General features: G+C 73.2%; 21 protein-coding genes. 10 read left to right on the top strand and 11 right to left on the bottom strand.

All coding sequences use genetic code 11. The annotated features are described in order from the left end of the window. The first annotated feature begins 417 nt into the window (after positions 1-417). Complete coding sequence (locus OG393_RS17560) at positions 418-1,107, top strand: M23 family metallopeptidase (RefSeq protein WP_327375601.1); 690 nt, start codon at positions 418-420, stop codon at positions 1,105-1,107. A 17-nt stretch (positions 1,108-1,124) separates the two neighbouring features. Here OG393_RS17560 and OG393_RS17565 read toward each other — a convergent pair whose 3' ends face one another. Then, positions 1,125-1,679, bottom strand: coding sequence for a TetR/AcrR family transcriptional regulator (locus OG393_RS17565; protein ID WP_327375602.1), 555 nt, complete (start codon positions 1,677-1,679; stop codon positions 1,125-1,127). 119 nt (positions 1,680-1,798) lie between these two features. Between OG393_RS17565 and OG393_RS17570 the strand changes: the two genes are divergently transcribed. Beyond that, positions 1,799-3,376: an MDR family MFS transporter gene (locus OG393_RS17570; protein ID WP_327375603.1), complete on the top strand. Its 1,578-nt coding sequence runs from the start codon at positions 1,799-1,801 to the stop codon at positions 3,374-3,376. A gap of 168 nt (positions 3,377-3,544) precedes the next feature. Here the strand turns inward: OG393_RS17570 and cseC are convergent, their stop codons facing one another. The 6 genes from cseC to OG393_RS17600 all read right to left on the bottom strand — a co-directional run bounded on the left by cseC (position 3,545) and on the right by OG393_RS17600 (position 8,796). Next, positions 3,545-4,864 (bottom strand): two-component system sensor histidine kinase CseC, encoded by a 1,320-nt coding sequence (gene cseC, locus OG393_RS17575; protein ID WP_327375605.1) that lies wholly within the window; start codon positions 4,862-4,864, stop codon positions 3,545-3,547. Between the two features lie 16 nt (positions 4,865-4,880). Next, positions 4,881-5,585 (bottom strand): two-component system response regulator CseB, encoded by a 705-nt coding sequence (gene cseB, locus OG393_RS17580; RefSeq protein ID WP_327375606.1) that lies wholly within the window; start codon positions 5,583-5,585, stop codon positions 4,881-4,883. 94 nt (positions 5,586-5,679) lie between these two features. Then, complete coding sequence (locus OG393_RS17585) at positions 5,680-6,381, bottom strand: hypothetical protein (RefSeq protein ID WP_442817321.1); 702 nt, start codon at positions 6,379-6,381, stop codon at positions 5,680-5,682. Beyond that, a complete protein-coding gene (locus OG393_RS17590) occupies positions 6,369-6,935 on the bottom strand; it encodes a SigE family RNA polymerase sigma factor (RefSeq protein WP_327375607.1) in 567 nt (188 codons plus the stop codon). Before OG393_RS17590 ends, OG393_RS17585 begins: the two co-directional genes overlap by 13 nt. Before the next feature lie 231 nt (positions 6,936-7,166). Then, positions 7,167-8,111, bottom strand: coding sequence for an A/G-specific adenine glycosylase (locus OG393_RS17595; RefSeq protein WP_327375608.1), 945 nt, complete (start codon positions 8,109-8,111; stop codon positions 7,167-7,169). A gap of 22 nt (positions 8,112-8,133) precedes the next feature. After that, entirely contained in the window at positions 8,134-8,796 is a 663-nt protein-coding gene (locus tag OG393_RS17600) for a phosphatase PAP2 family protein (protein ID WP_327375609.1), read from the bottom strand. 188 nt (positions 8,797-8,984) lie between these two features. Here OG393_RS17600 and OG393_RS17605 point away from each other — a divergent pair, with 188 nt between their 5' ends. Continuing rightward, the gene (locus OG393_RS17605) at positions 8,985-9,812 is read left to right on the top strand and encodes a hypothetical protein (protein WP_327375610.1); all 828 of its coding nucleotides are present in this window, start codon (positions 8,985-8,987) and stop codon (positions 9,810-9,812) included. 109 nt (positions 9,813-9,921) lie between these two features. Here OG393_RS17605 and disA read toward each other — a convergent pair whose 3' ends face one another. Together disA and radA are read right to left on the bottom strand one after the other, a co-directional pair. Continuing rightward, positions 9,922-11,046 carry a DNA integrity scanning diadenylate cyclase DisA gene (gene disA / locus OG393_RS17610; protein WP_327375611.1) on the bottom strand — a complete coding sequence of 375 codons (1,125 nt, stop codon included), beginning with the start codon at positions 11,044-11,046 and terminating at the stop codon, positions 9,922-9,924. 226 nt (positions 11,047-11,272) lie between these two features. Next, positions 11,273-12,676 (bottom strand): DNA repair protein RadA, encoded by a 1,404-nt coding sequence (gene radA, locus OG393_RS17615; protein ID WP_327375612.1) that lies wholly within the window; start codon positions 12,674-12,676, stop codon positions 11,273-11,275. Positions 12,677-12,849: 173 nt separating this feature from the next. Here radA and OG393_RS17620 point away from each other — a divergent pair, with 173 nt between their 5' ends. After that, positions 12,850-14,565, top strand: coding sequence for a BACON domain-containing protein (locus tag OG393_RS17620; protein WP_327375613.1), 1,716 nt, complete (start codon positions 12,850-12,852; stop codon positions 14,563-14,565). A gap of 130 nt (positions 14,566-14,695) precedes the next feature. Here the strand turns inward: OG393_RS17620 and OG393_RS17625 are convergent, their stop codons facing one another. Continuing rightward, positions 14,696-15,550, bottom strand: a complete 855-nt coding sequence (locus OG393_RS17625) for a hypothetical protein (RefSeq protein WP_327375614.1) — start codon at positions 15,548-15,550, stop codon at positions 14,696-14,698. A 40-nt stretch (positions 15,551-15,590) separates the two neighbouring features. Here OG393_RS17625 and OG393_RS17630 point away from each other — a divergent pair, with 40 nt between their 5' ends. The 4 genes from OG393_RS17630 to ilvD all read left to right on the top strand — a co-directional run bounded on the left by OG393_RS17630 (position 15,591) and on the right by ilvD (position 20,167). Beyond that, positions 15,591-16,523 carry a Ppx/GppA phosphatase family protein gene (locus OG393_RS17630; RefSeq protein WP_327375615.1) on the top strand — a complete coding sequence of 311 codons (933 nt, stop codon included), beginning with the start codon at positions 15,591-15,593 and terminating at the stop codon, positions 16,521-16,523. 182 nt (positions 16,524-16,705) lie between these two features. Further along, the gene (locus tag OG393_RS17635) at positions 16,706-17,542 is read left to right on the top strand and encodes a sugar phosphate isomerase/epimerase family protein (protein WP_327375616.1); all 837 of its coding nucleotides are present in this window, start codon (positions 16,706-16,708) and stop codon (positions 17,540-17,542) included. Continuing rightward, positions 17,539-18,150 carry a TetR/AcrR family transcriptional regulator gene (locus OG393_RS17640; protein ID WP_327375617.1) on the top strand — a complete coding sequence of 204 codons (612 nt, stop codon included), beginning with the start codon at positions 17,539-17,541 and terminating at the stop codon, positions 18,148-18,150. Before OG393_RS17635 ends, OG393_RS17640 begins: the two co-directional genes overlap by 4 nt. 163 nt (positions 18,151-18,313) lie before the next feature. Continuing rightward, positions 18,314-20,167, top strand: a complete 1,854-nt coding sequence (gene ilvD / locus OG393_RS17645) for a dihydroxy-acid dehydratase (RefSeq protein ID WP_327375618.1) — start codon at positions 18,314-18,316, stop codon at positions 20,165-20,167. 165 nt (positions 20,168-20,332) lie between these two features. Here ilvD and OG393_RS17650 read toward each other — a convergent pair whose 3' ends face one another. Then, positions 20,333-22,486, bottom strand: coding sequence for a protein kinase domain-containing protein (locus OG393_RS17650; protein ID WP_327375619.1), 2,154 nt, complete (start codon positions 22,484-22,486; stop codon positions 20,333-20,335). Positions 22,487-22,686: 200 nt separating this feature from the next. Here OG393_RS17650 and OG393_RS17655 point away from each other — a divergent pair, with 200 nt between their 5' ends. Then, positions 22,687-22,950, top strand: coding sequence for an SH3 domain-containing protein (locus tag OG393_RS17655; protein ID WP_327378464.1), 264 nt, complete (start codon positions 22,687-22,689; stop codon positions 22,948-22,950). A gap of 137 nt (positions 22,951-23,087) precedes the next feature. After that, positions 23,088-23,621 carry a hypothetical protein gene (locus OG393_RS17660; protein ID WP_327375620.1) on the top strand — a complete coding sequence of 178 codons (534 nt, stop codon included), beginning with the start codon at positions 23,088-23,090 and terminating at the stop codon, positions 23,619-23,621. Positions 23,622-23,751 lie beyond the last annotated feature (130 nt).

Genomic DNA, 23,751 nt, shown 5'->3' on the forward strand with positions numbered 1-23,751 from the left:
AGGGCCGTGTTCGCGTGACCCAGGTCGCAATCGGGACTGCGGTGCCGTGACAAGGCGCACAGGCGTTTCGTGGGGTACTAGACGGAATAGTGGCGATGTTTCCGGCTGATTCAGGATGTTTCGGGGCATCGCGGTGGGGCTTTGGTCCCGTGGGGTCCCGAGCCGGAGGAGGGGCCGCCTCTCGGGCCCATCGGGACAGGGGCGACATGCAGGTAAACCGATTCTCTTGTGCCGGTTTGTCCGATTTCGAGAGTCGGTTTCGTGGGGCGTCAAGGGTGGGGCGCGCGGGGAGATCGCTACGACGCGATGTCGTAGATGGGGTGTTTGAGGCGAGATGGGTGCCCGGGTTACCAAGGGATGGCCAGCCCGGCGCACCTCCTGCGTCGGGTCCCGTACTGCCCGGAGGTTTCCCCCCGTATGTCGAAGCGCGTCATGAACCCCACCCGCATCACCGCCGCCGCCCTCGCCGCCGCCGGCCTGGGAGCGTCGCTGGTCGCCGGAGCCGGGTCCGCCTTCGCCGCCGAGGGCAAGGCCGCCATCGCGTCCGCCCCGGCCGGTGTGTCCGCCGCCGTCACCGCCCAGGCCGAGGCCCAGGCGAAGGTCGCCGCGCAGGTCAAGGCCGCGCAGGCCAAGGCCGCCGCGGTGAAGGCCGCGGCCAAGAAGGCCCCGGTCGCCGCGAAGAAGGCTCCCTCCTGGGTGAAGCCGGTCAGCTCCTACGCCCTGACCGCCAGCTTCAACCAGGGCGGCGCCATGTGGGCCCACAAGCACTCCGGCCAGGACTTCGCCGTTCCGGTCGGCACCCCCGTCAAGGCCGCCGCCGCGGGCACCGTCGTGAAGGCCGGCCCCTACGGCGGCGGCGACGGCCCGGCGTACGGCAACGCCATCGTCGTCAAGCACGCCAACGGCAAGTACTCGCAGTACGCGCACCTGTCGAAGATCAACGTGCACATCGGCCAGAAGGTCGGCGCCGGCCAGAAGATCGCGCTGTCGGGCAACACCGGCAACTCCTCCGGCCCGCACCTCCACTTCGAGATCCGCACCACCCCGAACTACGGCTCCGCGCTCAACCCGGCCGCGTTCCTGCGCTCCGTCGGCGTCAGCATCTGACCCGGACGGGAGCTCCGTCAGGCGTGATGCGCCTGAGTGACGAGATCGAGGGCGACCTCGAGGACGGCCGCGTGCTTCTCCTCGGGGTCGCCCTCGATCGTCTGCAGGAAGAACATGCCCGCGTGCATGGTGAACAGCGCGCTGACGCAGCGGACCCGGTCGGTCATGGCGAAGCCGGGCTCCTGGATCAGCTCGCTGAGGCTGATCATGCGCTCCTTGAACGTCAGGCCGATGCTCAGCTCGCGCACCGTCGCCTGGTTCTCCTGCATGAAGCGGAACAGGGGGGCCGCGTCGGCGAGCGCCGCCTGGTAGCGGCGCAAGGTCTCCTGTTTCGTCTCCAGGGTGCGCGGCTGCTCCTGCGCCCAGGCGATCAGTTCGTCGATGGGCCGGGTGAGGTCGTGGAAGATCCCGATCAGGATGTCTTCCTTGGTCTTGAAGTGGTAGTAGAGCGCCGCCTTGGTGACGTCCAGCCGTTCGGCGATCTCGCGCAGCGACGTCTTCTCGTAGCCCTGCTCGGCGAAGAGTTCCAGGGCCACGTCCTGGATGCGCTGGCGGGTGTTGCCTCTGACCATGGTCTTCTCCCACACCCTTTTACTTACTTGACGCCCGGCTAGCTGCCGTTCTACCGTCCCCAGTCTAGTAACTAGCCGGGCGGCAAGTAAGCGTCTGAAGGTGTGGGGAAGCAGGGGACATGTCGACGAGCGAGTCTGTGAAGACGGCCGGGGAGGGTGGGGCGGCGAAGCAGCCGCGCAGCGTGCGCGTGGTCCTGCTCGCACTGATGATCGCGATGCTGCTCGCGATGCTGGACAACATGATCATCGGCACGGCCATGCCGACGATCGTCGGCGAACTGGGGGGCCTGGAACACCTCTCCTGGGTCGTCACCGCCTACACCCTGGCCACCGCCGCCTCCACCCCGATCTGGGGCAAGCTCGGCGACATGTACGGCCGCAAGGGTGTCTTCCTCACCTCGATCGTGCTCTTCCTCATCGGATCGGCACTCAGCGGCACGGCGCAGGACATGGGCCAGCTCATCGGCTTCCGCGCCGTCCAGGGACTGGGTGCCGGCGGCCTGATGGTCGGCGTCATGGCGATCATCGGCGACCTGATCCCGCCCCGAGAGCGCGGCAAGTACCAGGGCATGATCGCCGGCGTGATGGCCCTCGCCATGATCGGCGGACCGCTCGTCGGAGGCTCCATCACCGACCACTGGGGCTGGCGCTGGTCCTTCTACATCAACCTGCCGCTGGGCGCGGTCGCCCTCGCGATGGTCACGGCCGTACTCCACCTGCCCCGCAAGGAACGCGGCGCCGGCACCCGGATCGACTTCCTCGGCGCCGCGCTGCTCACCGTCGGCATCACCTCGATCGTGCTCGTCACCACCTGGGGCGGCACCGAGTACGCCTGGGGTTCGGCCACGATCGTCGGCCTCGCGGCCACCGGTGTCGTCGCGCTCGGCGCCTTCCTCGCGGTCGAGACCCGGGTGAGCGACCCGATCATGCCGCTGCACATCTTCCGCAGCCGCAACTTCACCCTCATGTCGGTGATCGGCTTCCTCACCGGTTTCGTGATGTTCGGCGCGGTGCTCTTCCTGCCGCTCTTCCAGCAGTCCGTGCAGGGCGCCTCCGCCACCAACTCCGGTCTGCTGCTCCTGCCGATGCTGCTGTCGATGATGGTCGTCTCGCTGATCTCCGGCCGGGTCACCACCATGAGCGGCAGGTACAAGATCTTCCCCATCCTGGGCACCGCGCTGATGGTGACCGGCCTGTTCCTGCTGGCCCGGATGGACACCGGCACCAGTCGCCTCACCTCGGGGGTCTACATGGCGGTGCTCGGCGCCGGCATGGGCTTCCTGATGCAGATCACGATGCTCGTGGCACAGAACAGCGTCGAGCTCAAGGACATGGGCGTCGCCTCCTCCTCGACCACCCTGTTCCGGACGCTCGGCTCGTCCTTCGGCGTCGCGATCATGGGCGCGCTCTTCACCGGCCGCGTGCAGGACGAGATGGCCGCCCGCGGCGGCTCGGACCTGACCGAGCGGTCGGCCCAGCTCGACGCGGCCGGCCTGGCCGAGCTGCCGGACGCGCTGCGCGAGGCGTACCAGCACGCGGTGGCCGCGGGCACCCACTCGGCCTTCCTGGTCGGCTCGGCGGTCGCGGTCCTCGGCTTCGTGCTGTCCTTCCTGGTCAAGGAGGTGGCGCTGCGCGGGACGGGCCCGTCCGCGAAGCCGGCCGACGGCGACGGCGCCAAGGTCGCCGAGCCCGTCTGACCTCCCCGCCCGCGCGGCCGAAGGCCCCCGGGAAACGCCCGCCGCGGTGTCTTCCGGGGGCCTTCGGCACCTGCCGGGCCGCGCGCGTCACGCACGCCGATCCGCCGCCGGCGGGACCCCCGCGCCGTGCCCGGACGCCTCGGCTGTCCGGCCGACCGCCCGGTCCCCTCAGTCCGGCAATTTGATCATCGGGAAGCTGCCGGTGTTCGTCGGCGCGTGGTCCGGGAGCCAGAGCACCGCGACCGCGCCGCCCGGCATCTCCGAGGGCGCCCCGGAGGGCGCGGCGTTGCGAAAGGTCAGCCGGGCGCCGAGGACCCGCGCCTGGCCCGCCGCGATCGTCAGGCCCAGCCCGTGCCCCTGGCCGGCGCGGTCGCTCGCCCCGGTACGGAAGCGGCTCGGGCCCTCGCGCAGCAGCGCCTCGGGAAAGCCCGGTCCATGGTCGCGTATCCGCACGACCCGGCCCTCGACCGTCACCTCGACCGGCGTCCCCCCGTGCTTGGCGGCGTTCGCCAGCAGATTGCCCAGGATCCTCTCCAGCCGGCGCGGGTCGGTGTTCACCCAGGACTCGTGGACGACCCGGACGGCCACGTCCGGGTCGAGCGACCGCACGCGGCGCTCGACGAACTCGCCGAGCGCGATCTCCTGCAGCTCGGCCCGTTCCGAGGCACTGTCCAGCCGGGCCACCTCCAGTACGTCCTCGACCAGCGTGCGCATGGCCTGCGCCCGGTCCCGTACGAGCTCCGTCGGACGTCCCGGCGGCAGCAGTTCGGCCGCCGTCAGCAAGCCCGTCACCGGGGTCCGCAGCTCGTGCGCGATGTCCGCCGTGACCCGGCGCTCGGCCTCGATCCGTTCGTTCAGGGCGTCGGTGAGACCGTCCACGGCGCGGGCCAGCTCGTCGGTCTCGTCGCGGACGACCCCGCCGATCGCCTCCCGGACCCGGACGTCCGTATTGCCCTGCGCCACCTTCCCGGCCGCCGCCGCGGCCTTGCGCAGCCGGCGCGAGAGCTGACCGCCGATGAGCACGCCGAGCGCGCAGCCGCCGAAGACCACGGACACCGAGCCGATGATCAGGGCACGGTCGAGATCCTTCATGATCGCCGCGCTGCGGTCGGCGAAGGGCAGGTGCAGCGAGAGCACGTCCCCGTTGGCCAGCGGCACGGCCGCCCAGACGTCGGGCGGTCCGCCGTGGCCGTGCTCCTGCACGTACGTGCCGCGCCGCTGGTCCCGCATGAGCTGGTCCAGCTCGCGCGGCAGCGCCGGGTCGTTGATCTTGGTGCCGAAGCGCGGCTCCTTGGGCTTGGAACCCTCGTAGAGCCGCTGGGCGAAGAGCAGCCGTTCCATCTGGACCTCGCGCGCGTTGTCCAGCATCGAGACGCGCGCGGAGTTGTGGACCACCAGGCTGAGAGCCACCGCGACGAGCGCGCCGACCGACGCGATCGCGACCGAGATCTTCCAGCGGACGCCCGTGCGCAGGGGGAGTCGCCTCATCCGTTCATCCCCCGGGTCATCCCTTGAGCTTGTAACCGAAGCCGCGGACCGTCTCGATCCGGTCCTGGCCGATCTTGGCGCGCAGCCGCTGCACATGGACGTCCACGACCCGGGTATCACCGCCCCAGCCGTAGTCCCAGACCCGCTCCAGCAGCTTGTCCCGCGACAGGACGGTGCCCGGCGCGGAGGAGAACTCCAGCAGCAGGCGCATCTCCGTCGGGGTCAGCGCCACCGGAGCACCGTCCCTGCGGACCTCCATCCCCTCGGTGTCCACCTCCAGCCCGCCGAAGACCAGCACCCCGCCCACCGGCTCCTCGGCACGCCCCGCCTCCCCGCCGGCCGGGCCGCCGGCGTGTCCGAAGCGGCGCAGCACCGCGCGGATCCGGGCGACCAGTACGGACCCGTCGAAGGGCTTGGTGACGTAGTCGTCCGCACCGGCCTCCAGACCCAGGACGACGTCGATGCTGTCGGCGCGCGCCGACAGCATGATCACCGGAACGTTCGACTCGTCGCGGATGCGGCGGCACAGGCTGACACCGTCCATGCCCGGCAGCATCACGTCGAGCAGCGCGATGTCCGGCCGGTCGGCCCGGAAGGCGTCCAGACCGGAGAGCCCGTCGGGCATGGCGGTGACCGCGAAGCCGTCGCGTTCCAGCGCGAGCTGGGTGGCTTCGCGGATGACGTCGTCGTCCTCGACGAACAGCACATGGGTCTCGGCCATCGGGCGCCCTTTCCGTTCTTCCCCTGCGGCGGACGGTACCGGCACCCCTGTCGGCGTCGCGTCCACCGGTGCCGGGTTCCGTATCGCCCCGGCGTCAGCCGGCGGGGGCGGGGGCGACACCGTCGATGCCGCCCTCACCGACCACGTGGCTGTAGTCGTTGTGCACCCAGTCGTGCTGGGTGAACTTGTTCCCCGCCCAGCGGTACGTGATCACGTCCTCGCCCGAGGGGTACGCCACCGGGTCGCCCTCGGCGTACACCTGCTTGGTCACGATCAGGTCCCCCCGGTCGATTGTGGCGTAGACGGCGGCGTCCTCGGCCATGAAGACGTTCTTGTACGCCTTGTCCTCCTCGCGGTACACGTACGTCCCGATGCCGACGGCGTCACCGCAGGTCATCACGTTGACCACGACATCGGGCGAGCTGCCGCCGGTGAGGTTCCCGTAGGAGGTGTCCACCGGGTAGGCGTCCGCCACGCAGGGCTTCAGGTCGTCCTTCAGCCGGTCGCCGATCGTCGGGTCGGCCTTCAGGAGCGCGATCGGGTCGACCCGCTCGGCGGGCCGCTGCCCGGCGGAGGCCGACGGTGAGGCGGCCGGAGCCGCCGAGGACACCTCGTCCGCGCGCGCGGCGCCCTCGTCGCGGGAGCCCGTGCCGCCGGTCGAGCACGAGGTCACGAACAGCCCGACGGCGACGAGCCCGGCCAGTGCCGAGGTGCTCGCCGCCCCGTGGAACCCGTACGACGGGCCGTCGCCGGACCCGTCGTCGTCATCACCCTGTCTGGCACCTAGGCCGCGCACCGGTCCCGCCCCCGTTCGTCGCGTCGTCCGGTCGGACGCTCCTCGGCACGCGCGCCCTGGTCGACGCCGCGGCTCTCCAGTTCCTGACGCAGTCGGGCCAGTGCGCGGTGGAGCGTGCTCTTCACCGTACCCGTCGACATACCGAGCGCCGCCGCGGTCTCCTCCGTGCTCATCTGCTCCCAGTGGCGCAGGACGACGACACTGCGCTGCTTGGGCGCGAGGACCTTGAGGATGTCCATGAGGAGCGCCCGGTCGGCGTGCTGCTCGGTGGCGTCGTCGACGCTCGCGTCGGGCAGCTGCTCGGTGGGCACCTCGTCGAGCTTGCGGGCCCGCCACCACTCCGTACGCGTGTTGATCATGACGCGGCGCAGGTAGGCGTCGGCGAGCGACTTGTCGGCGATCCCGTCCCAGCGGCCGTAGGTGCGGGCGAGCGCGGTCTGGAGCAGGTCCTGGGCGTCGACCGGGTCGGGCACCAGCCGTCGGGCACTGCGCAGCAGCGCGTCCTGCCTGGTGCGGACGTACTCCTCGAAGTCGAGCACCTCGCCGTGCGCCATCGCCAACCGCCTCCGATCCCCGTGACCAGCACTGCTTCCGTGTACGTCGAGGACGCTACGGAGCGGTTGTCACGAGGCTGTGCGCGGCGGCCGTCGGCGGACGCACGGCTGTCCATCGGTTGTGTAACGGCCGGCAGGACCGGCGGGCGTTCAGGGCCTCTCGGATGACCTCCGACCGGCCGAAGGCCACCCGAGAGGCAGAGCCTGTCGGTCGAAGGCCCCGGCAGGCCCTCAGGCCAGTGGCAGGCGGTAGTGGGCGTCGTCCAGCGGCTCGACCAGTCCGTCGGCGACCAGACCGTCCAGGGCACGGGCCCGCTGCACCGGGTCGTGCCAGACCGCGTCCAGGGCCGCCCGAGGGACCGCTTCGGACGACTCCCGCAGGACCGCCAGCAGCTTCCCGCGGACCTGGCGGTCGGTGCCCGCGTAGCTCTGGCCGCGCCGCGGCGGGCCGTCGTGCGCCGGCTTTCCCGACAGCCGCCAGACGCACCGCGCCGCGATCGGGCACCGGCCGCAGTCCTCGTTCTTCGCCGTGCACACGAGGGCGCCCAGCTCCATGGAGGCCGCCGCCCAGCGTGCCGCCCGCGTCTCGTCCAGCGGCAGCAGTTCACGCGCCAGCCGCCGCTCGGCCGCCGTGGTCGCGTTCGGCGGGTACTGGACGCCGGCCGCGGCCCGTGCGAAGACCCGGCGGACGTTGGTGTCCAGGACCGCGTGCCGCTGCCCGTACGCGAACGAGGCCACCGCCGCCGCCGTGTACTCCCCGATCCCGGGCAGCGCCAGGAGCTGTCCGTGCTCGCTGGGTACGTCGCCGCCGTGCCGTTCCGTTATGGCCACGGCCGCCCCGTGCAGGCGCAGCGCGCGCCGGGGATAGCCGAGCCTGCCCCAGGCGCGGACCGCCTCGCCCGGAGCCTCGGCGGCCAGGTCTGCCGGGCGGGGCCAGCGCGCGAGCCACTGCTCGTACACCGGCAGCACCCGGACCACCGGCGTCTGCTGGAGCATGAACTCGCTGACCATCACGCCCCACGCGCCCGCCTCGGGGCGGCGCCAGGGCAGGTCACGGGCGTGCCGGTCGAACCACGCGAGGACGGGCCCGTGCAGTTCGTCGGGCGCCGGGGCGGGCACAGCGGCGGGGCCGTCGGAGGAGACGGGGGGCGGCGAGGAGGCATCGATGGAAGTCATGGCGTTCTTGATCCTGGCACGTTCAGCGTGCGCCGTGGCGCACGCCCTCGGGGCGCGCGGAGGCGTGCTGGCGCGGGCCGCGCCCCGCGCACCACTGTGCCGCGCCGTTGTCGCTGGAGCGGGCCGTGTCCACCAGTGCCCGGACGGGGCGCGTCGCCGCCCTGACGACCAGGTAGGCGACCGCCCCGCCGAGCAGCAGTCCGACCGTCACGTCGTGTGGGTAGTGGACGCCGACGAAGACCCGGGAGAAGGCCATGAGGAGTGCCATCGGCACGGTCAGCCGGGCCATCCCGTGCCAGGACAGGGCGAGGGCGACGGCCGCGGCGCCCGCGATCGCCGAGTGGTTGCTGGGGAAGGACCAGTCGCCGTGGGGCGGGCAGGGCACGAGCGAGGAGGCCGCGCCGGCCACCGCCCGGCATGGCCGCTCCTCGTCCACCAGCGACTTGAGCGACTCGCTCACCACATAGCCGAAGGCGGTCGCGAGCGGGGCGAGCAGCGCGAGGGCCATCGCCCCGCTCGTCATCGTCCTGGCACGCCACCAGCCGGCGAGGAACAGCACGCCGAAGAGCAGCAGTCCGGCCTCGGTCCACACCTCTGCGAGCTGCTGGAACCAGTGGGGTGTGGAGTGGGCGAAGTCCGTGACGTCGCGATAGAGGTCGCCCGAGAGATCGGCAAGGTTGTTCATGAGGAGAGACGCTAACCGGAGTCCGGCCCCCGGCGTCCCCGGGGGAAGGGAGAGGGGGTCCCGACGGCGCCCGGCCGGCACCGCGGAGTGCCCAACCCCGGGCTCAGGGTGTGATCATCGGCAAAACTTGGCGCCTGGGGCGGCGGGTAGGGCGGGAGTCGGCGCCGATCTCTCGTAAGGTTCGTGGCGTGGGATCACTGCGCAATCCGGTCGGGCCGCTTCCCTCCTCCATCTACTGGCGACGGAGGGCGGTCGCGTTGTGCCTCATCGTCCTGCTCGCCTTGCTCGGTCTGTGGGCCGTCACCTCCGGTGGCGGCGGCGGGAAGAAGCCGGACGACGGCGTCAACGGGGCTTCCCCGGCGCCCTCCATCACACCCGGACCGTCTGGCTCCGGTACGGCGATCAGTGAACAGCCGGGCGGACGCGACGAGTCGGGCGACTCCGGCGGCGGTACCGGCGGAGCCTCCGGGGGCGGTACCGACGGCGGTACCGGCGACGGCGCCGCGACAGGGGGCGGCGGCAAGAACGGCGGCAAGAACGGCGACACGGACGGCGGGGGCGCCGACGGGGGTGCCGGCGCCCCCGCGGGACAGCGGGTCCCGGCCGATTCCCCGCTTCCGAACTGCGCTCCGGGAGCACTCCAGTTGACGCTCAAGAGCACCAAGCTGTCCTACGGGCCAGGAGAGAAGCCCGGCTTCCGGCTCGTCGTCAGGAACGCCTCGGCCACCGACTGCAAGGCCGATTTCGGACCCCGGAGCGCGGTACTGAAGATCAGCGACGAAGAGGGGGACGCGGTCTGGTCCTCGCGGGACTGCCCGCGACCGGGCGACCCCGTCCTGCTCCGCGTCCCGGCGCGCACCTCGATCACCCACGCCGTCGCCTGGGACCGCGCCCGGAGCGCGCCGCAGTGCGCCGCCACTCCCGCGGGGCCGGTGGACCCGGGTACGTACCTGGCCGAGGCGACGCTGCCCGGGACCAAGGTGTCCCCGGCCTCCTTCACGCTGGCGAAGGACTGACGCGCCGGCGGGGGCCGGACGTCGCGGGCGCACGGAAGGGGCGGTACGGGACTCCCGCACCGCCCCTTCCGCGTGCCCGCGCCCGGCCGTCCGGAGACCGGACCGGAGGTCAGACGTACCGCTCCAGGATCGAGGACTCGGCGAGCCGGGAGAGGCCCTCACGGACGCTGCGGGCCCGGGCCTCGCCGACGCCGTCGACGGTCTGCAGGTCGTCGACGCTGGCCGCCAGCAGCTTCTGGAGCCCGCCGAAGTGCTCCACGAGCCGTTCGATGATGGCTCCCGGCAGTCGCGGGACCTTGGCCAGCAGCCGGTAGCCGCGTGGCGAGACGGCGGAGTCGAGCGTCTCGGGGGAGCCGCTGTAGCCCAGCGCCCGCGCCACGATGGCGAGTTCGAGCAGCTCGGCGTGGCTGAGCGCGTCCAGTTCGGTCAGCGCCTCACTCACCGTGCGCGAGCGCTTGGCGGTCGGCTCCGGCACGTAGTCGCGGATGACCAGCTCGCGCTCGGGCTCGACGCCCGCGATCAGCTCGTCGAGCTGGAGGGAGAGGAGACGGCCGTCGGTGCCGAGTTCGACCACGTACTCGGCGATCTCGGTGGCGATCCTGCGGACCATCTCCAGGCGCTGGGCGACCGCGGTGACGTCCCGCACGGTCACCAGGTCCTCGATCTCCAGGGCGGAGAGGGTGCCCGCGACCTCGTCCAGGCGGAGCTTGTACCGCTCCAGCGTCGCGAGGGCCTGGTTGGCGCGCGAGAGGATCGCGGCCGACTCCTCCAGGACCCGGCGCTCGCCGTTGACGTAGAGGGCGATCAGGCGCATGGACTGCGAGACCGAGACGACCGGGAAGTTGCACTGCCGGGAGACGCGGTCCGCCGTGCGGTGCCGGGTGCCGGTCTCCTCGGTCGGGATGGACGCGTCCGGGACCAGCTGCACACCGGCCCGCAGGATCTTGGTGATGTCCTTGTCGAGGATGAGCGCGCCGTCGAGCTTGCACAGCTCGCGCAACCGGGTCGCGGTGAACTCGACGTCCAGCACGAAACCGCCGGTGCACATGGATTCCACCGTCTTGTCCATGCCGAGGACGAGCAGCCCGCCGGTGTTGCCCCGGAGGATCCGCTCAAGACCGTCGCGCAGGGCGGTGCCGGGGGCGACGGCGCTGAGTGACGCGCGCATGAGCGCTTCGTTGCCGGAGCCCGCGCCGGACTTTCCGGGAGCTGCTGCCCCGTCCTTGGCTGCCACTGCACTCCTCTGGCTCGTACGGTTGGGCGAGACCAGGGCAAAGTCTAGCGACACCGGCCCGTGCCGAGTTCGCGCACCGGTGACGGGCAACGTCGCCCCGCGGCCCCGGCCTGGCGTGCCGGGAACCCCCACCCGCCCGTTTCACCCCGTTATGAACCCTCGGTGCCTCGTCGTGACCACCGTCCCCGGGGTGTTGACACCGCTTTGTACCGGCGTCGCCTCTCCGCTACCCCTCGGCTTCCTTCGCGGCCGGGGTCCGGCGGCTCCGCGGCAGCACCCGAAGCGCCTCCCCCACGTCCGCCACCTCCGTCACCTTCATGCCCGCCGGGACCTTTCCGGGGTCGGCCGGGACCAGGGCGTGGGTGAATCCGAGGCGGTGGGCCTCGGCGAGCCGGCGCTGGACGCCGGTGACCCGGCGGATCTCGCCCGCCAGCCCGACCTCGCCGATCGCGACGAGGTTCTTCGGCAGCGGGACGTCGCTGGCCGCGGAGGCCAGGGCGAGGGCGACGGCCAGGTCGGCGGCCGGCTCGGAGAGCTTCACGCCGCCCACCGTGGCGCTGTAGATGTCGCGCTTGCCGAGCGCGCTGATCCGGCCGCGCTGCTCCAGCACGGCCAGCATCATCGACACCCGGGAGGTCTCCAGGCCCGAGGTCGTGCGGCGGGGCGAGGGGATCTGGGAGTCGACCGTGAGAGCCTGCACCTCGGCCACGAGCGGCCGGCGGCCCTCCAGCGTCACGGTCAGGCAGGTGCCGGGCACGGCCACGTCCCGCCGGGTCAGGAACAGGCCCGAGGGGTCGGTCAGGCCCGTGATCCCCTCGTCGTGCAGTTCGAAGCAGCCGACCTCGTCCGTCGCCCCGTAGCGGTTCTTCACGCCGCGGACCAGGCGCAGGCGGGCGTGCCGGTCGCCCTCGAAGCTCAGCACCACGTCGACCAGGTGCTCCAGGAGCCGGGGCCCGGCGATGGCGCCGTCCTTGGTGACGTGGCCCACCAGCAGCGTGGACATGCCCCGCTCCTTGGAGGCCCGGATCAGCGCGCCCGCGACCTCGCGGACCTGGGCCATGCCGCCCGGGGCCCCGTCGATCTCGGGGGAGGCCACCGTCTGTACCGAGTCCATGATCAGCAGCGAGGGTTTGACCGCGTCGAGATGGCCGAGCACGGCCGACAGGTCGGTCTCGGCCGCCAGGTACAGATGGTCGCTCAGCGCGTTGATCCGGTCGGCGCGCAGCCGGACCTGGCTCGCGGACTCCTCGCCGGTGACGTACAGGGTGCGGTGTTCGTCGGACGCGGCCTTCGCGGCCACGTCCAGGAGCAGGGTGGACTTGCCGACCCCCGGCTCCCCGGCGAGCAGCACGACCGCGCCGGGTACCAGGCCGCCCCCGAGGACACGGTCCAGCTCGTCGACGCCCGTGGAACGCGCGGTGGCCTGCCGTCCGTCGACCTGGGCGATGGGGAGGGCGGCGGTGGACACGCGGCCGGCGGCTGTCGTGCGGACGGCGGGCGCGCCGTACTCCTCGACCGTCCCCCATGCCTGGCACTCGGGGCAACGGCCGAGCCATTTGGCGGTCGTCCAGCCGCACTCGGTGCAGCGGTAGGACGGCCTGTCCTTGGCGGATCTCGTACGGGCAGCCATGCACCGAACCGTAGCGGGCCCCACCGACAACGCGGTCCGAGCCGGGCTCAGGGCCCGCCGCACCCGTCGGATTGACATACTCGTGTCCCCTTTTGAGGGATACGTTCACCCGTAAGGGTTAAAACTGTTCAAGCGGCGCGGGGAGGCGTGCCCGCCCTGCCTACGGTCGGTCCGTGACGAGCAGCAGGCTGGATCCCTCGACCCGCACCACCGGCGCACACCGGGCGCATCGCCGCGCGCCGTCCCACGCCGCGGGCTCCGGCGCCCGCTCCGGGCACACCCTCAGCCACCACCCGCCCGCCCGTCACGAGGCTCATCTGGACGGTCTGTTCACCTACTGCCTCTCCGTGCTCTGCGACCACGACACCGCCGCCGCCGTCCTCGGCGACGTCCTCGCCCTCGCCGAACGCCACCGGGGCCGCTGCCCGGACGACGAGGCGGGACGCCGGACCTGGCTCTACGCGCTGGCCCGCTGGGCCTGTCTGCGCAGCCTCGACGAACGCCGGCACAAACGGCACGGCGCGCACACCGGCCGTCCCGCCGAGACGCCGCCCCGGGTCTCCGAGGAGACCGCCGAGGAACACCGCGCCGAACTGGCACGGCTCGCCTGGCCCGAGGCAGCCGGCACCACACCCGAGCAGCGCGAGGCGCTGGAGCTCGCCGTCCGCCACGGTCTCGGCCCCCGCGAGGTCGCCGCCGTGCTCTCGCTCGATCAGCTCGCCGCACGGGAGCTGCTGTCCTCCGCGGCCTGCGAGGTCGAGCGGACCCGGGCCGCCCTCGCCGTCGTCGAGACCGGAGCCTGCCCCACGGTCGCCCGGCTCACCGGCGACCACCAGGTGCGGCTCTCCGCGACCCTGCGCGCCGAGCTCGTCCGGCACGTCGACGACTGCCCCCTGTGCCGGCGGGCCGCCGAGCGGGCCGGCGCCGGCGGCCCCTGGCCGGGCACGCCCGTCGCCTCCCCGGCCCGCCTCCCGCTGGTCGAGGCGCCCCGGGCGGCGGTCCACGTCGCCATGCTGCACGCGCCCCGCACGCGGGCCACCGCGCCGCGGTTCGGCGCGACCGGATTCCCGATGGACCCCAAGGACCACGCGGCCCGGCGGGACCGGATGCGCGCCCGCGCGGTGACCACCACCGTCGTGGCCGCCGTGGTGGCCGCCCCGGTCCTCGCGCTGTGGGCCTCGTACCGCGGCACCCCCGAGGGGGAGGCGGTGGCCGGCACCCCGGCCACGGCGCGCGAGGCGGAGGCGGCGTCGACCGGTGTGGACGGCGCACCGGACGACCACTACGAGAGCGCCGGGAACGCCCGCACCACCCCGGACGCGCGCTCCACCGGCGGCGGGTCCCCGGACGTCTCGGTCGAGCTGGTCAGTGCAGGCGAGGGGACGGAGCCGAGCCGGCCGGGGCAGCCGGGACCGGGCAGGCTCGCCGTCACCGCGCGGGGCGACGGCACCACCACCCTGCTCACCCTCACCAACTCCGGCGGCTCGCCCGCCACGTGGTCGCTGTGGACGGACGCCCCCTGGCTCTTCGTGAGCCGCGCCTCCGGCACGCTGGCGCCCGGGGAGTCCGTGACCGTCCGGATCGCCGTCGACCACACGCGCGAACCCGCGGGCGCCTGGTCCGCCCGGGTCGGCGTGAAGCCCTCGGGAGCCATGCTGCGGATCACCGGCCACGGCACGCGGACCGCGCCTCCGGCGACCGAGGAGCCCGCGCCGACCACGGACCCGACGAGTCCGCCCCCGGCCACCGAGGAGCCCCCTCCGGCGACGGAGGAACCGTCGCCGACCACGGACCCGACGAGTCCGCCCCCGGTCACCGAGGAGCCGTCGCCGAGCGGCGAGCCCACCTCGTCGGCCGACCCGGACACCCCGGACGAGTCCCGGCCGTGAGCTGAGCCTGAGAGCCCGTCGGGTGGGCCTCTGAGACACGCCGCCGGGAGCCGGGGGGCCGGCGCGGCGACGGCCCGTGCGGTCCGGTGACGCATGCCGCGCCGCCCGGACCGTCAGCCCCGGGCGGGCGTCACGCCGGGTCCGCGGGGTGCGGTGCCACCAGCGGAAGCTGCGCCGCGAGCCGGGCCTCGCACAGCCCCGCCAGGACGTCGTACGCCTCCTTGCCCATCATCTCCGTGAGCTCGGGCCGGTACGTGACGTACACCGGCTCCCCGGCTCCGTGCGCCGAGGTCGCCGAGGTGCACCACCAGTGCAGGTCGTGGCCGCCCGGCCCCCAGCCGCGCCGGTCGTACTCGCCGATCGACACCTGGAGGACCCGAGTGTCGTCCGGCCGGTCGATCCAGTCGTACGTGCGCCGGACCGGGAGCTGCCAGCAGACGTCGGGCTTCGTCTCCAGCGGCTCCCGGCCCTCCTTGAGGGCCAGGATGTGCAGGGAGCAGCCCGCGCCGCCCGCGAAGCCCGGACGGTTCTGGAAGATGCAGGAGCCCTCCCAGCGCCGGGTCTGGCGGTCGCCGTCCTCGTCGAGCTGGGTCCAGCCCGTCGCCGTCCCGACCTCGTGGAACTGCCACAGTTCGGGTGTGAGCCGGTCCACGAACGAGGCGACCCGCTTCTCGTCGTCCTCGTCGGAGAAATGGGCCCCCAGCGTGCAGCAGCCGTCGTCGGCCCGGCCCGCCTGGATGCCCTGGCAGCCGCTGCCGAAGACACAGGTCCAGCGCGAGGTGAGCCAGGTCAGGTCGCAGCGGTAGACCTGCTCGTCGTCCGCCGGGTCCGGGAACTCGACCCAGGCGCGTGGGAAGTCCAGGCCCTTCTCGTCCGGCTCGGAGCCCCGTCCCCGCCTCCCGGTCTTCCGGGGAGCCTCCGGGGCGTGCGTGGCGCCGGGGCCGCCACTGTCTTTGCCCGGCTTCGCCTTTTTCGTCTTTGGCACAGGACAAGCGTATGCGCGCGGGCGCAGTAGCGTTCCGCCCATGAGACTCGGAGTCCTCGACGTCGGTTCGAACACAGTGCACCTGCTGGTGGTGGACGCCCACCCCGGCGCCCGTCCGCTGCCCGCCCACTCCCACAAGGCGGAGCTGCGGCTCGCCGAGCTGCTCGACGAGCGGGGCGCCATCGCCGCCGCCGGCGTCGAGCGGCTCATCGCCACGGTCGGCGACGGTCTCCAGGCCGCCGAGGACAAGGGGTGCGAGGAGGTGCTTCCGTTCGCGACCTCCGCGGTACGCGAGGCGACCAACGCCGACGCGGTCCTGGCCCGCGTCAAGGAACGCACCGGGATCGACCTCCAGGTCCTCACCGGCGAGGAGGAGGCCCGCCTCACCTTCCTCGCGGCCCGCCGCTGGTTCGGCTGGTCGGCCGGCAAGCTGCTGCTCCTCGACATCGGCGGCGGTTCGCTGGAGATCGCGTACGGCATCGACGAGGAGCCGGACGCGGCGGTCTCGCTGCCGCTGGGCGCGGGGCGGCTCACCGCCGGCTGGCTGCCCGGCGATCCGGCCGACCCGGCGGACGTACGGGCGCTGCGCCGTCACGTGCGGGCCCAGATCGCCCGCACCGTGGGCGAGTTCAGTCGCTTCGGCAAGCCGGACCACGTGGTGGCCACCTCCAAGACGTTCAAACAGCTGGCCCGGCTGGCCGGCTCGCCCGGCTCCGGGGACGGCCTCTACGTCCAGCGGAACCTGACCCGGAGGTCCTTGGAGGAGTGGGTGCCGAAACTCGCCGGGATGACGGCCGAGCAGCGGGCCGGGCTTCCCGGCGTCTCGGAGGGCCGCGCGCCGCAGCTCCTCGCGGGCGCGCTCGTGGCCGAGGGCGCGATGGACCTGTTCGGCGTCGACCGCCTGGAGATCTGTCCCTGGGCGCTGCGCGAGGGTGTCATCCTGCGCCGCCTGGACCACCTTCCGGAGGAGTAGACCGCGCCCGCCGCGCGGCACCACACCCGGCGAGGCACGGCGCCGCCGGCCGGGCCCGGAGACGGCGCGGGCCGCACCACGCCGGCCGGGCCGGGCCGACCGGCCTCCGCCCATGCCCGGTGTGCCCGGCAGTGACGGGAACCACCTCCGCACGCCCCGGCACGCCCCGTACGCTGTCCTTCGTGGCAGAACCAGTGGTGCGCGTCCCGGATGCGAAGGTCGCCCTGTCGACCGCCTCGGTCTATCCGGAGTCGACGGCGACGGCCTTCGAGATCGCCGCGCGCCTCGGCTACGACGGCGTCGAGGTCATGGTGTGGACCGACCCCGTCAGCCAGGACGTCGAGGCCCTGCGCCGGCTCTCGGACTACCACGGCGTCCCGGTCCTCGCCGTTCACGCGCCCTGCCTCCTCATCACCCAGCGGGTCTGGTCCACCGACCCGTGGACCAAGCTCCAGCGGGCGCGCGCCGCGGCCGAGAAGCTCGGAGCCTCCACCGTCGTCGTGCACCCCCCGTTCCGGTGGCAGCGCCAGTACGCGCGGGACTTCGTCTCGGGTATCTGGCGGATGGCCCACGAGACGGACGTCCGGTTCGCCGTCGAGAACATGTATCCGTGGCGGTACAAGGACCGCGAGGTGCTCGCGTACGCCCCCGAGTGGGACGTCACCAAGGACGACTACCGCCACTTCACGATCGATCTCTCGCACACCGCGACCGCGCGCACCGACGCCCTGTCGATGATCGACCGCATGGGCGACCGCCTCGGGCACGTCCATCTCGCGGACGGGCGGGGGTCCGCCAAGGACGAGCACCTCGTCCCGGGCCGCGGCACCCAGCCCTGTGCCCAACTGCTGGAACGTCTGGCGGCCGGCGGCTTCGACGGCCACGTGGTCATCGAGGTCAACACCCGTCGTGCGATGTCCGCGGCGGAGCGCGAGGCCGATCTGGCGGAGGCCCTCGCCTTCACCCGGCTGCACCTCGCGTCGGCGCCCGCCCGCCCGACCCGGGTGCCCCGCCGATGACCGGCCCGGCTCCGCGCAGGCGCGGCCGGCCCTCCCGTGCCGACGAGGAGAGCGGCCCGGGGGCCCGGGAGCGCATCCTGGAGGCGGCCCGCGCGCAGTTCGCCGACAAGGGCTACGACAGGACCTCGGTCCGCGGCATCGCGAAGGCGGCCGGGGTGGACGCGGCGCTCGTCCACCACTACTTCGGCACCAAGGACGAGGTCTTCGCCGCGGCGATCGAGGTCTCCATGGAACCGGCGACGGTCGTCGCGTCCGTCCTGGGCCAGGGCACCGACGGCATCGGGGAGCGGCTGGCCCGCTACTTCATCGACGTCTGGGAGAACCCGAGGACCCGGGCTCCGCTCGTCGCCGTCATCCGTTCCGCGCTGACCCACGAGGCGGCGGCCAGGGTCCTGCGCGGCTTCGTCCTGCGCCGCGTGCTGGAGCGGGTGGCGGCCGACCTCGACGTGCCGAACCCGAAGTTCCGGGCTGAGCTCGCCGCCTCGCACATGGTCGGCATCGCGGTGATGCGCTACGTCCTCCAGGTCGAACCCCTCGCCTCGGCCGACCCTGAGGAGATCGTGGCCATGGTCGCCCCGACACTGCAGCGGTACCTCACGGAGACCTGACCGCTCCGGCCGGCCCCTCGGCCATCCGTCCGGGGACCGATGAGGGCCCGGACGGATGACCGAAAGCTGAACAGCACGTCCGCCATACGGACACGCTGTCCAGATCTTGGAGCGTCGGCGTAGGCTCGGGACGAGTAGACCCATCACTGAGGAGCGAGCGACGATGCCCGAGCTGAGGTCCCGCACTGTCACCCACGGCCGCAACATGGCGGGCGCACGCGCCCTGATGCGCGCTTCCGGTGTACCGGGCGCGGACATCGGGCGGAAGCCGATCATCGCCGTGGCCAACTCCTTCACGGAGTTCGTGCCCGGTCACACCCACCTCCAGCCGGTCGGCCGCATCGTCTCCGAGGCGATCACCGCCGCCGGCGGCATCGCCCGCGAGTTCAACACGATCGCCGTCGACGACGGCATCGCCATGGGTCACGGCGGCATGCTGTACAGCCTGCCCTCCCGCGACCTGATCGCCGACAGCGTGGAGTACATGGTCGAGGCGCACTGCGCCGACGCCCTGATCTGCATCTCCAACTGCGACAAGATCACCCCCGGCATGCTGATGGCCGCGCTGCGGCTCGACATCCCGACGGTCTTCGTCTCCGGCGGCCCGATGGAGGCCGGCAAGGCCACCCTCGTCGACGGCACCGTCCGTACGCTCGACCTGGTCGACGCGATCTCCGACGCGGTCAACGACAAGGTCTCGGACGAGGACATCCTCCGCATCGAGGAGAACGCCTGTCCGACCTGCGGCTCCTGTTCCGGCATGTTCACCGCCAACTCGATGAACTGCCTGACCGAGGCCATCGGCCTCTCCCTGCCCGGCAACGGCTCCGTCCTCGCCACCCACACCGCACGCAGGGCGCTGTACGAGAACGCGGCCCGCACGGTCGTCGACATCACCCGCCGCTACTACGACGAGGACGACGCCTCGGTCCTGCCGCGCAACATCGCCACCCGCGCGGCCTTCGAGAACGCGATGGCCCTCGACATCGCCATGGGCGGGTCCACCAACACGATCCTCCACCTGCTCGCCGCCGCCCAGGAGGCCGAGCTGGACTACGGCCTGTCCGACATGGACGAGGTCTCGCGCCGGGTGCCGTGCCTGGCCAAGGTCGCGCCGAACGTGGCGCCCGGCGGCACGTACTACATGGAGGACGTGCACCGCGCCGGCGGCATCCCCGCCATCCTCGGCGAGCTGTACCGGGCCGGCCTGCTCAACGAGGACGTCCGTGCCGTCCACTCGCCGAGCATCAAGGAGTGGCTGGAGACCTGGGACGTGCGGGGCGGCTCCCCCTCCGAGGAGGCCGTCGAGCTGTGGCACGCGGCCCCCGGCTGCGTCCGCTCGGCCACCGCCTTCTCCCAGTCCGAGCGCTGGGGCACCCTCGACACGGACGCGGCCGGCGGCTGCATCCGCGACGCGGCCCACGCCTACTCGAAGGACGGCGGACTCGCCGTCCTGCGCGGAAACCTCGCCGTCGACGGCTGCGTCGTGAAGACGGCCGGCGTCGACGAGTCGATCTGGACCTTCGAGGGCCCGGCGGTCGTCTGCGAGTCGCAGGAGGAGGCCGTCGAGAAGATCCTCAACAAGCGGGTCAAGGACGGCGACGTGGTCGTCATCCGCTACGAGGGTCCGCGGGGCGGCCCCGGCATGCAGGAGATGCTCTACCCGACCTCCTTCCTGAAGGGCCGGGGCCTGGGCAAGACCTGCGCACTGGTCACCGACGGACGTTTCTCCGGCGGTACCTCGGGCCTGTCCATCGGCCACGCCTCGCCCGAGGCCGCCGCGGGCGGCACGATCGCCCTGGTCGAGGACGGCGACCGGATCCGCATCGACATCCCGAGCCGTTCGATCGAACTGCTGGTCACGGACGACGTCCTGGCCGCCCGACGGGAGGCGCTGGGCGGCGTATACGCCCCGCGGAACCGCGAGCGCAAGGTCTCGGCGGCGCTGCGGGCGTACGCGGCGATGGCGACGAGCGCCGACAAGGGCGCGGTGCGCGACGTGACCCGGCTCGGCTGACCCCTCGACGGACGGGCCGTCCGTGCCGACGCCCGCGGCCCGGACGGACAGTCCGGCCGACCGTCTCCCCGACGTCGGGACGCCTCCGTCCGCGGACGCGTCACCGGGGTCCCGCGTGCGTGCCGGCAGGCCGCCGGACCCCGCCACCGGGGTCCGGACCGCACGTCACCAGGTCCCCGGGCTGCGTCCGTCCACCGCGAACACCGAACCGTCCGGCGCGGTCGCGAAGACCCGGCCGTCGGCGACGACCGGCGCGGGCACGGTGGTCGCGTAGCCGAGACGGCCGTCCCGCAGCCGGGGCCGGGTCTGTCCCAGCAGCGTGCCGCGCGCGGTGTCGACGGCGATCAGCCGTCCGTCGGAGGCGGAGACGTAGAGGCGGTCGTCCGCGGCGACGACAGGGGCCGAGACGTTCTTCGCGGAGGTCTCCAGCGCCCAGAGTGTCGGGTCCTCCGCCGGCCCGGAACCCCCGGTGTCGACGGCGGTGAGCCGGCCGGCGGCGTCCAGCAGGTAGACCGTGTCGCCGCGCAGCGCCGCCCTCGGCTCGTCCATCGGGTAGGGCAGGGTGACGCGGCGGGCGGAACGCGTCGCGGGGTCGTAGCGCACCACGGCGTCGGTGCGCGACCGGCGGTCGGCGGACCTGAGGTACAGCACACCGTCCGGCCCGGTGCCCAGCGGCATGAGGTCCCCGTCCAGCCGGCGCAGCCAGGCGATCTCGCCGGTCTCCGGGCGCAGGCCGCCGACCAGGGTCCGGCTCCCGTCGGCCGAGTTCTCGAAGACGGGCAGCAGACCGGTCCCGGGCGTGTACGGGCCGAAGCGCGGAGCCGTGAGTCCGGGCAGCCGGTGGTTCCAGCGCTGCCGTCCCGTGGCCGCGTCGACGGCCCGCACCGTGCCCGCGCCGCTCAGGCTCAGGACCGTGTCGCCCGCCGGCCGCAGCGCGGCGCCGCTCGGGTCTTCGCCCGTCGTCCAGCCCGGGGCGCCGTTCGCGTCGTACGTGCGCAGACCGCGCCCGGCCGAGACGACGCCGAGCAGGCCGGCGGAGAGCGGACCGGGCGCGGAGAGGTCTTCGTCGGCGCCGTCCGGCCGCGTCCACAGCACCCGTCCGGTCGAGGGATCGATCCGGGTGACGCCGATGCCCCGGCCGGAGCAGTAGAGGGCTCCGGCGGCGTAGCCGCAGGCGGGCGCGGCGGTGTCGCCGTCCTTGTCGAGCGGGGTCTGCCAGCCGGCGAAGGCCGTGGCCACCTCGGCCGGGTGCGCTCCGGGCGCCGGCGCGTCCACGCCGCCGCGCCCGAATCCGTACATGGCCAGTCCGGCGGCCGTGCCGCCGGCCGCGACGAGCAGGGCCGTGGCCGTGAGCGCCCAGCGGGGCACCCGGCGCCGGCCGCGACCGGTGGCGGTCACCCGGACCGGTGTGTCGGCGTCCCAGTGGCCCGGATTCACGGCCGGGGGGAGCGTCAGCGGCCGACGCTGGGAAGGGATGAACGCCGCCGCCTCGTAGGACGGCGGCAGCAGCGCCGCCATGATCTCCGCGGGACTCGGACGGTCGGCGGGCTCCTTGGCGAGGCAGCGCGCCACGAGCGGCGAGAGGTCGGCCGGGACCCCCGTGAGGTCCGGCTCGTCGTGCACGACCTGGTAGGCCACGACGTACGGGCTGTCGGAGTCGAACGGGCCGTGCCCCGTCGCCGCGTGCACCAGCACGGAGCCCAGCGCGAACACGTCCGCCGCGGGCCCCACTTCGCGGGGCCGCTGGAACTGCTCGGGCGCCATGAAGGGCGGCGACCCGATCAACTTGCCCGTCTCCGTGCGCAGGTCACTGTCCAGCGGCCTGGAGATACCGAAGTCGATCACCTTGGGGCCGGTGTCGGTGAGCAGCACGTTGCTCGGCTTGAGGTCCCGGTGGACCACGCCCGCCCGGTGGATGTCGCGCAGCGCCTCCGCGAGCCCCGCCGTCAGCCGGCGCAGTTCCGCGGGGGAGAGGGCACCGTTGTGCCGCACCTGGTCGGCGAGCGTGGGGCCGGGGACGTACAGCGTCGCCATCCAGGGGCGTACGTCGTCGGGGTCGGCGTCCACGACGGGCGCGGTGAACGCTCCGCTCACCTTCCGCGCGGCGGCGACCTCCTGCCGGAACCTGGCCCTGAACTCCGGATCCGCGGCGTGCGGGCCGTGGACGACCTTGACCGCGAGCCGCAGGCCGGAGGCGGACGTGGCCAGATGGACCACTCCCATGCCACCCGCGCCGAGGCGGGCCTGGAGGCGGTACTCGCCCGCGTACTCCGGTCCTTCCGCTTCCCTGTCGGCGCCGGTACCGCGCAACGGCGGCATCGCCCCACCCCCGTGTGGTTCCCCGTCGAAATTCGCGCGCGTGCGCGACGCACGGAGCCTAGTCCATGGTGGGGGCGATGACGGTGGGGCTTGCTAGCCTGCGCGTCGCGGAGAGTCAATGTCAGCGGAACGCTCGCGTTCCCGCGGGGGAGGAAACCATGGCTGTCGAGGAGACGAACACCGCGGCGAGAGCGGAACGCATGGCCGCCACGGGTGTGGCGCGCTACCCGGTCGCTCCCGGATACCGGCTCAACGTCCGCTCCGGGCCGGGGACGCACTACGCCATCGTGCGGACGCTGGCGGTCGGGGTGAGCGTGCCCGTCTACTGCCAGAAGCCGGGCGAGTGGGTCTCCGGCCCCTACGGCACCTCGAACATCTGGGACAACATCGCCGCCGGTGAGTTCGTCTCGGACGCCTATGTGAGGACCGGCAGCGACGGCTACGTCGCGGCGCGCTGCGGCTGACGGCGCGCGGAAGGCACGGCACCCGCGGGGTGGTCGGGCGCGACCCGGCAGGGCCCGCGCGGACACGGGGAGCGACCGACCGGTCACCCGACGCGGCGGCCGGCCCGTTTCCGCGCCACCCGGGGATAATCGATCCCGTGAGCGACGACGACCAGACCGAGAAGCCCGGCACCCCCCAGGGCGCCGCCGGGTCCAGCCCCGCCGGACCGCAGCCCGAGGCGATCCGCTTCTTCGGCACGACGTGGGTCGCGCACGACGGCGGTTACGGGCTGCGCCGTGCCGGTGTGGTCGTCGGCTCCCTCGTCGCCGCGGCGGCCGGCTGCCTCGTGCTGCGGTTCGCGTACCAGGGGCTGGAGATCGCCGACGTCGGCGGTTTCGTCGACACCCTCGTGATCGTCATGTTCGCGGTCTGCAGTGCCCTCGCCTTCCGCAAGACCTGGGAGGGCTTCGTCCGCCGCCCCGCCGACCCGGCCCGCGAGGACTCGCTGCGGGGCCTCAAGGCGATCGGCTTCATCGGATCGCTGCTCGCCTACTTCCTCCGCGGCTTCGTCGAGGCGCCCGGCGAGAAGCTGCGGCGCGCGGAGTACGAGGCGGCCCGCGCTCAGTACGAGAAGCGCCGCGGCGCCCGCACGGGAAACCCGGCGGCACGCAAGAAGCCCCGCCGCCGCTGACGGGACCGGGGTGACCGCGGGCCGAGGCGCCCTGGCAGACTGACCGGACCGGGACCCGCCCGCCGTACACCGGGTGCCGGAGGGCCGATCCGGCCGGCGGCTCGTCCGGCGGGCCCGCCGGACGACGAAC

It is taken from the genome of Streptomyces sp. NBC_01216 (assembly GCF_035994945.1).
GTDB lineage: Bacteria > Actinomycetota > Actinomycetes > Streptomycetales > Streptomycetaceae > Streptomyces.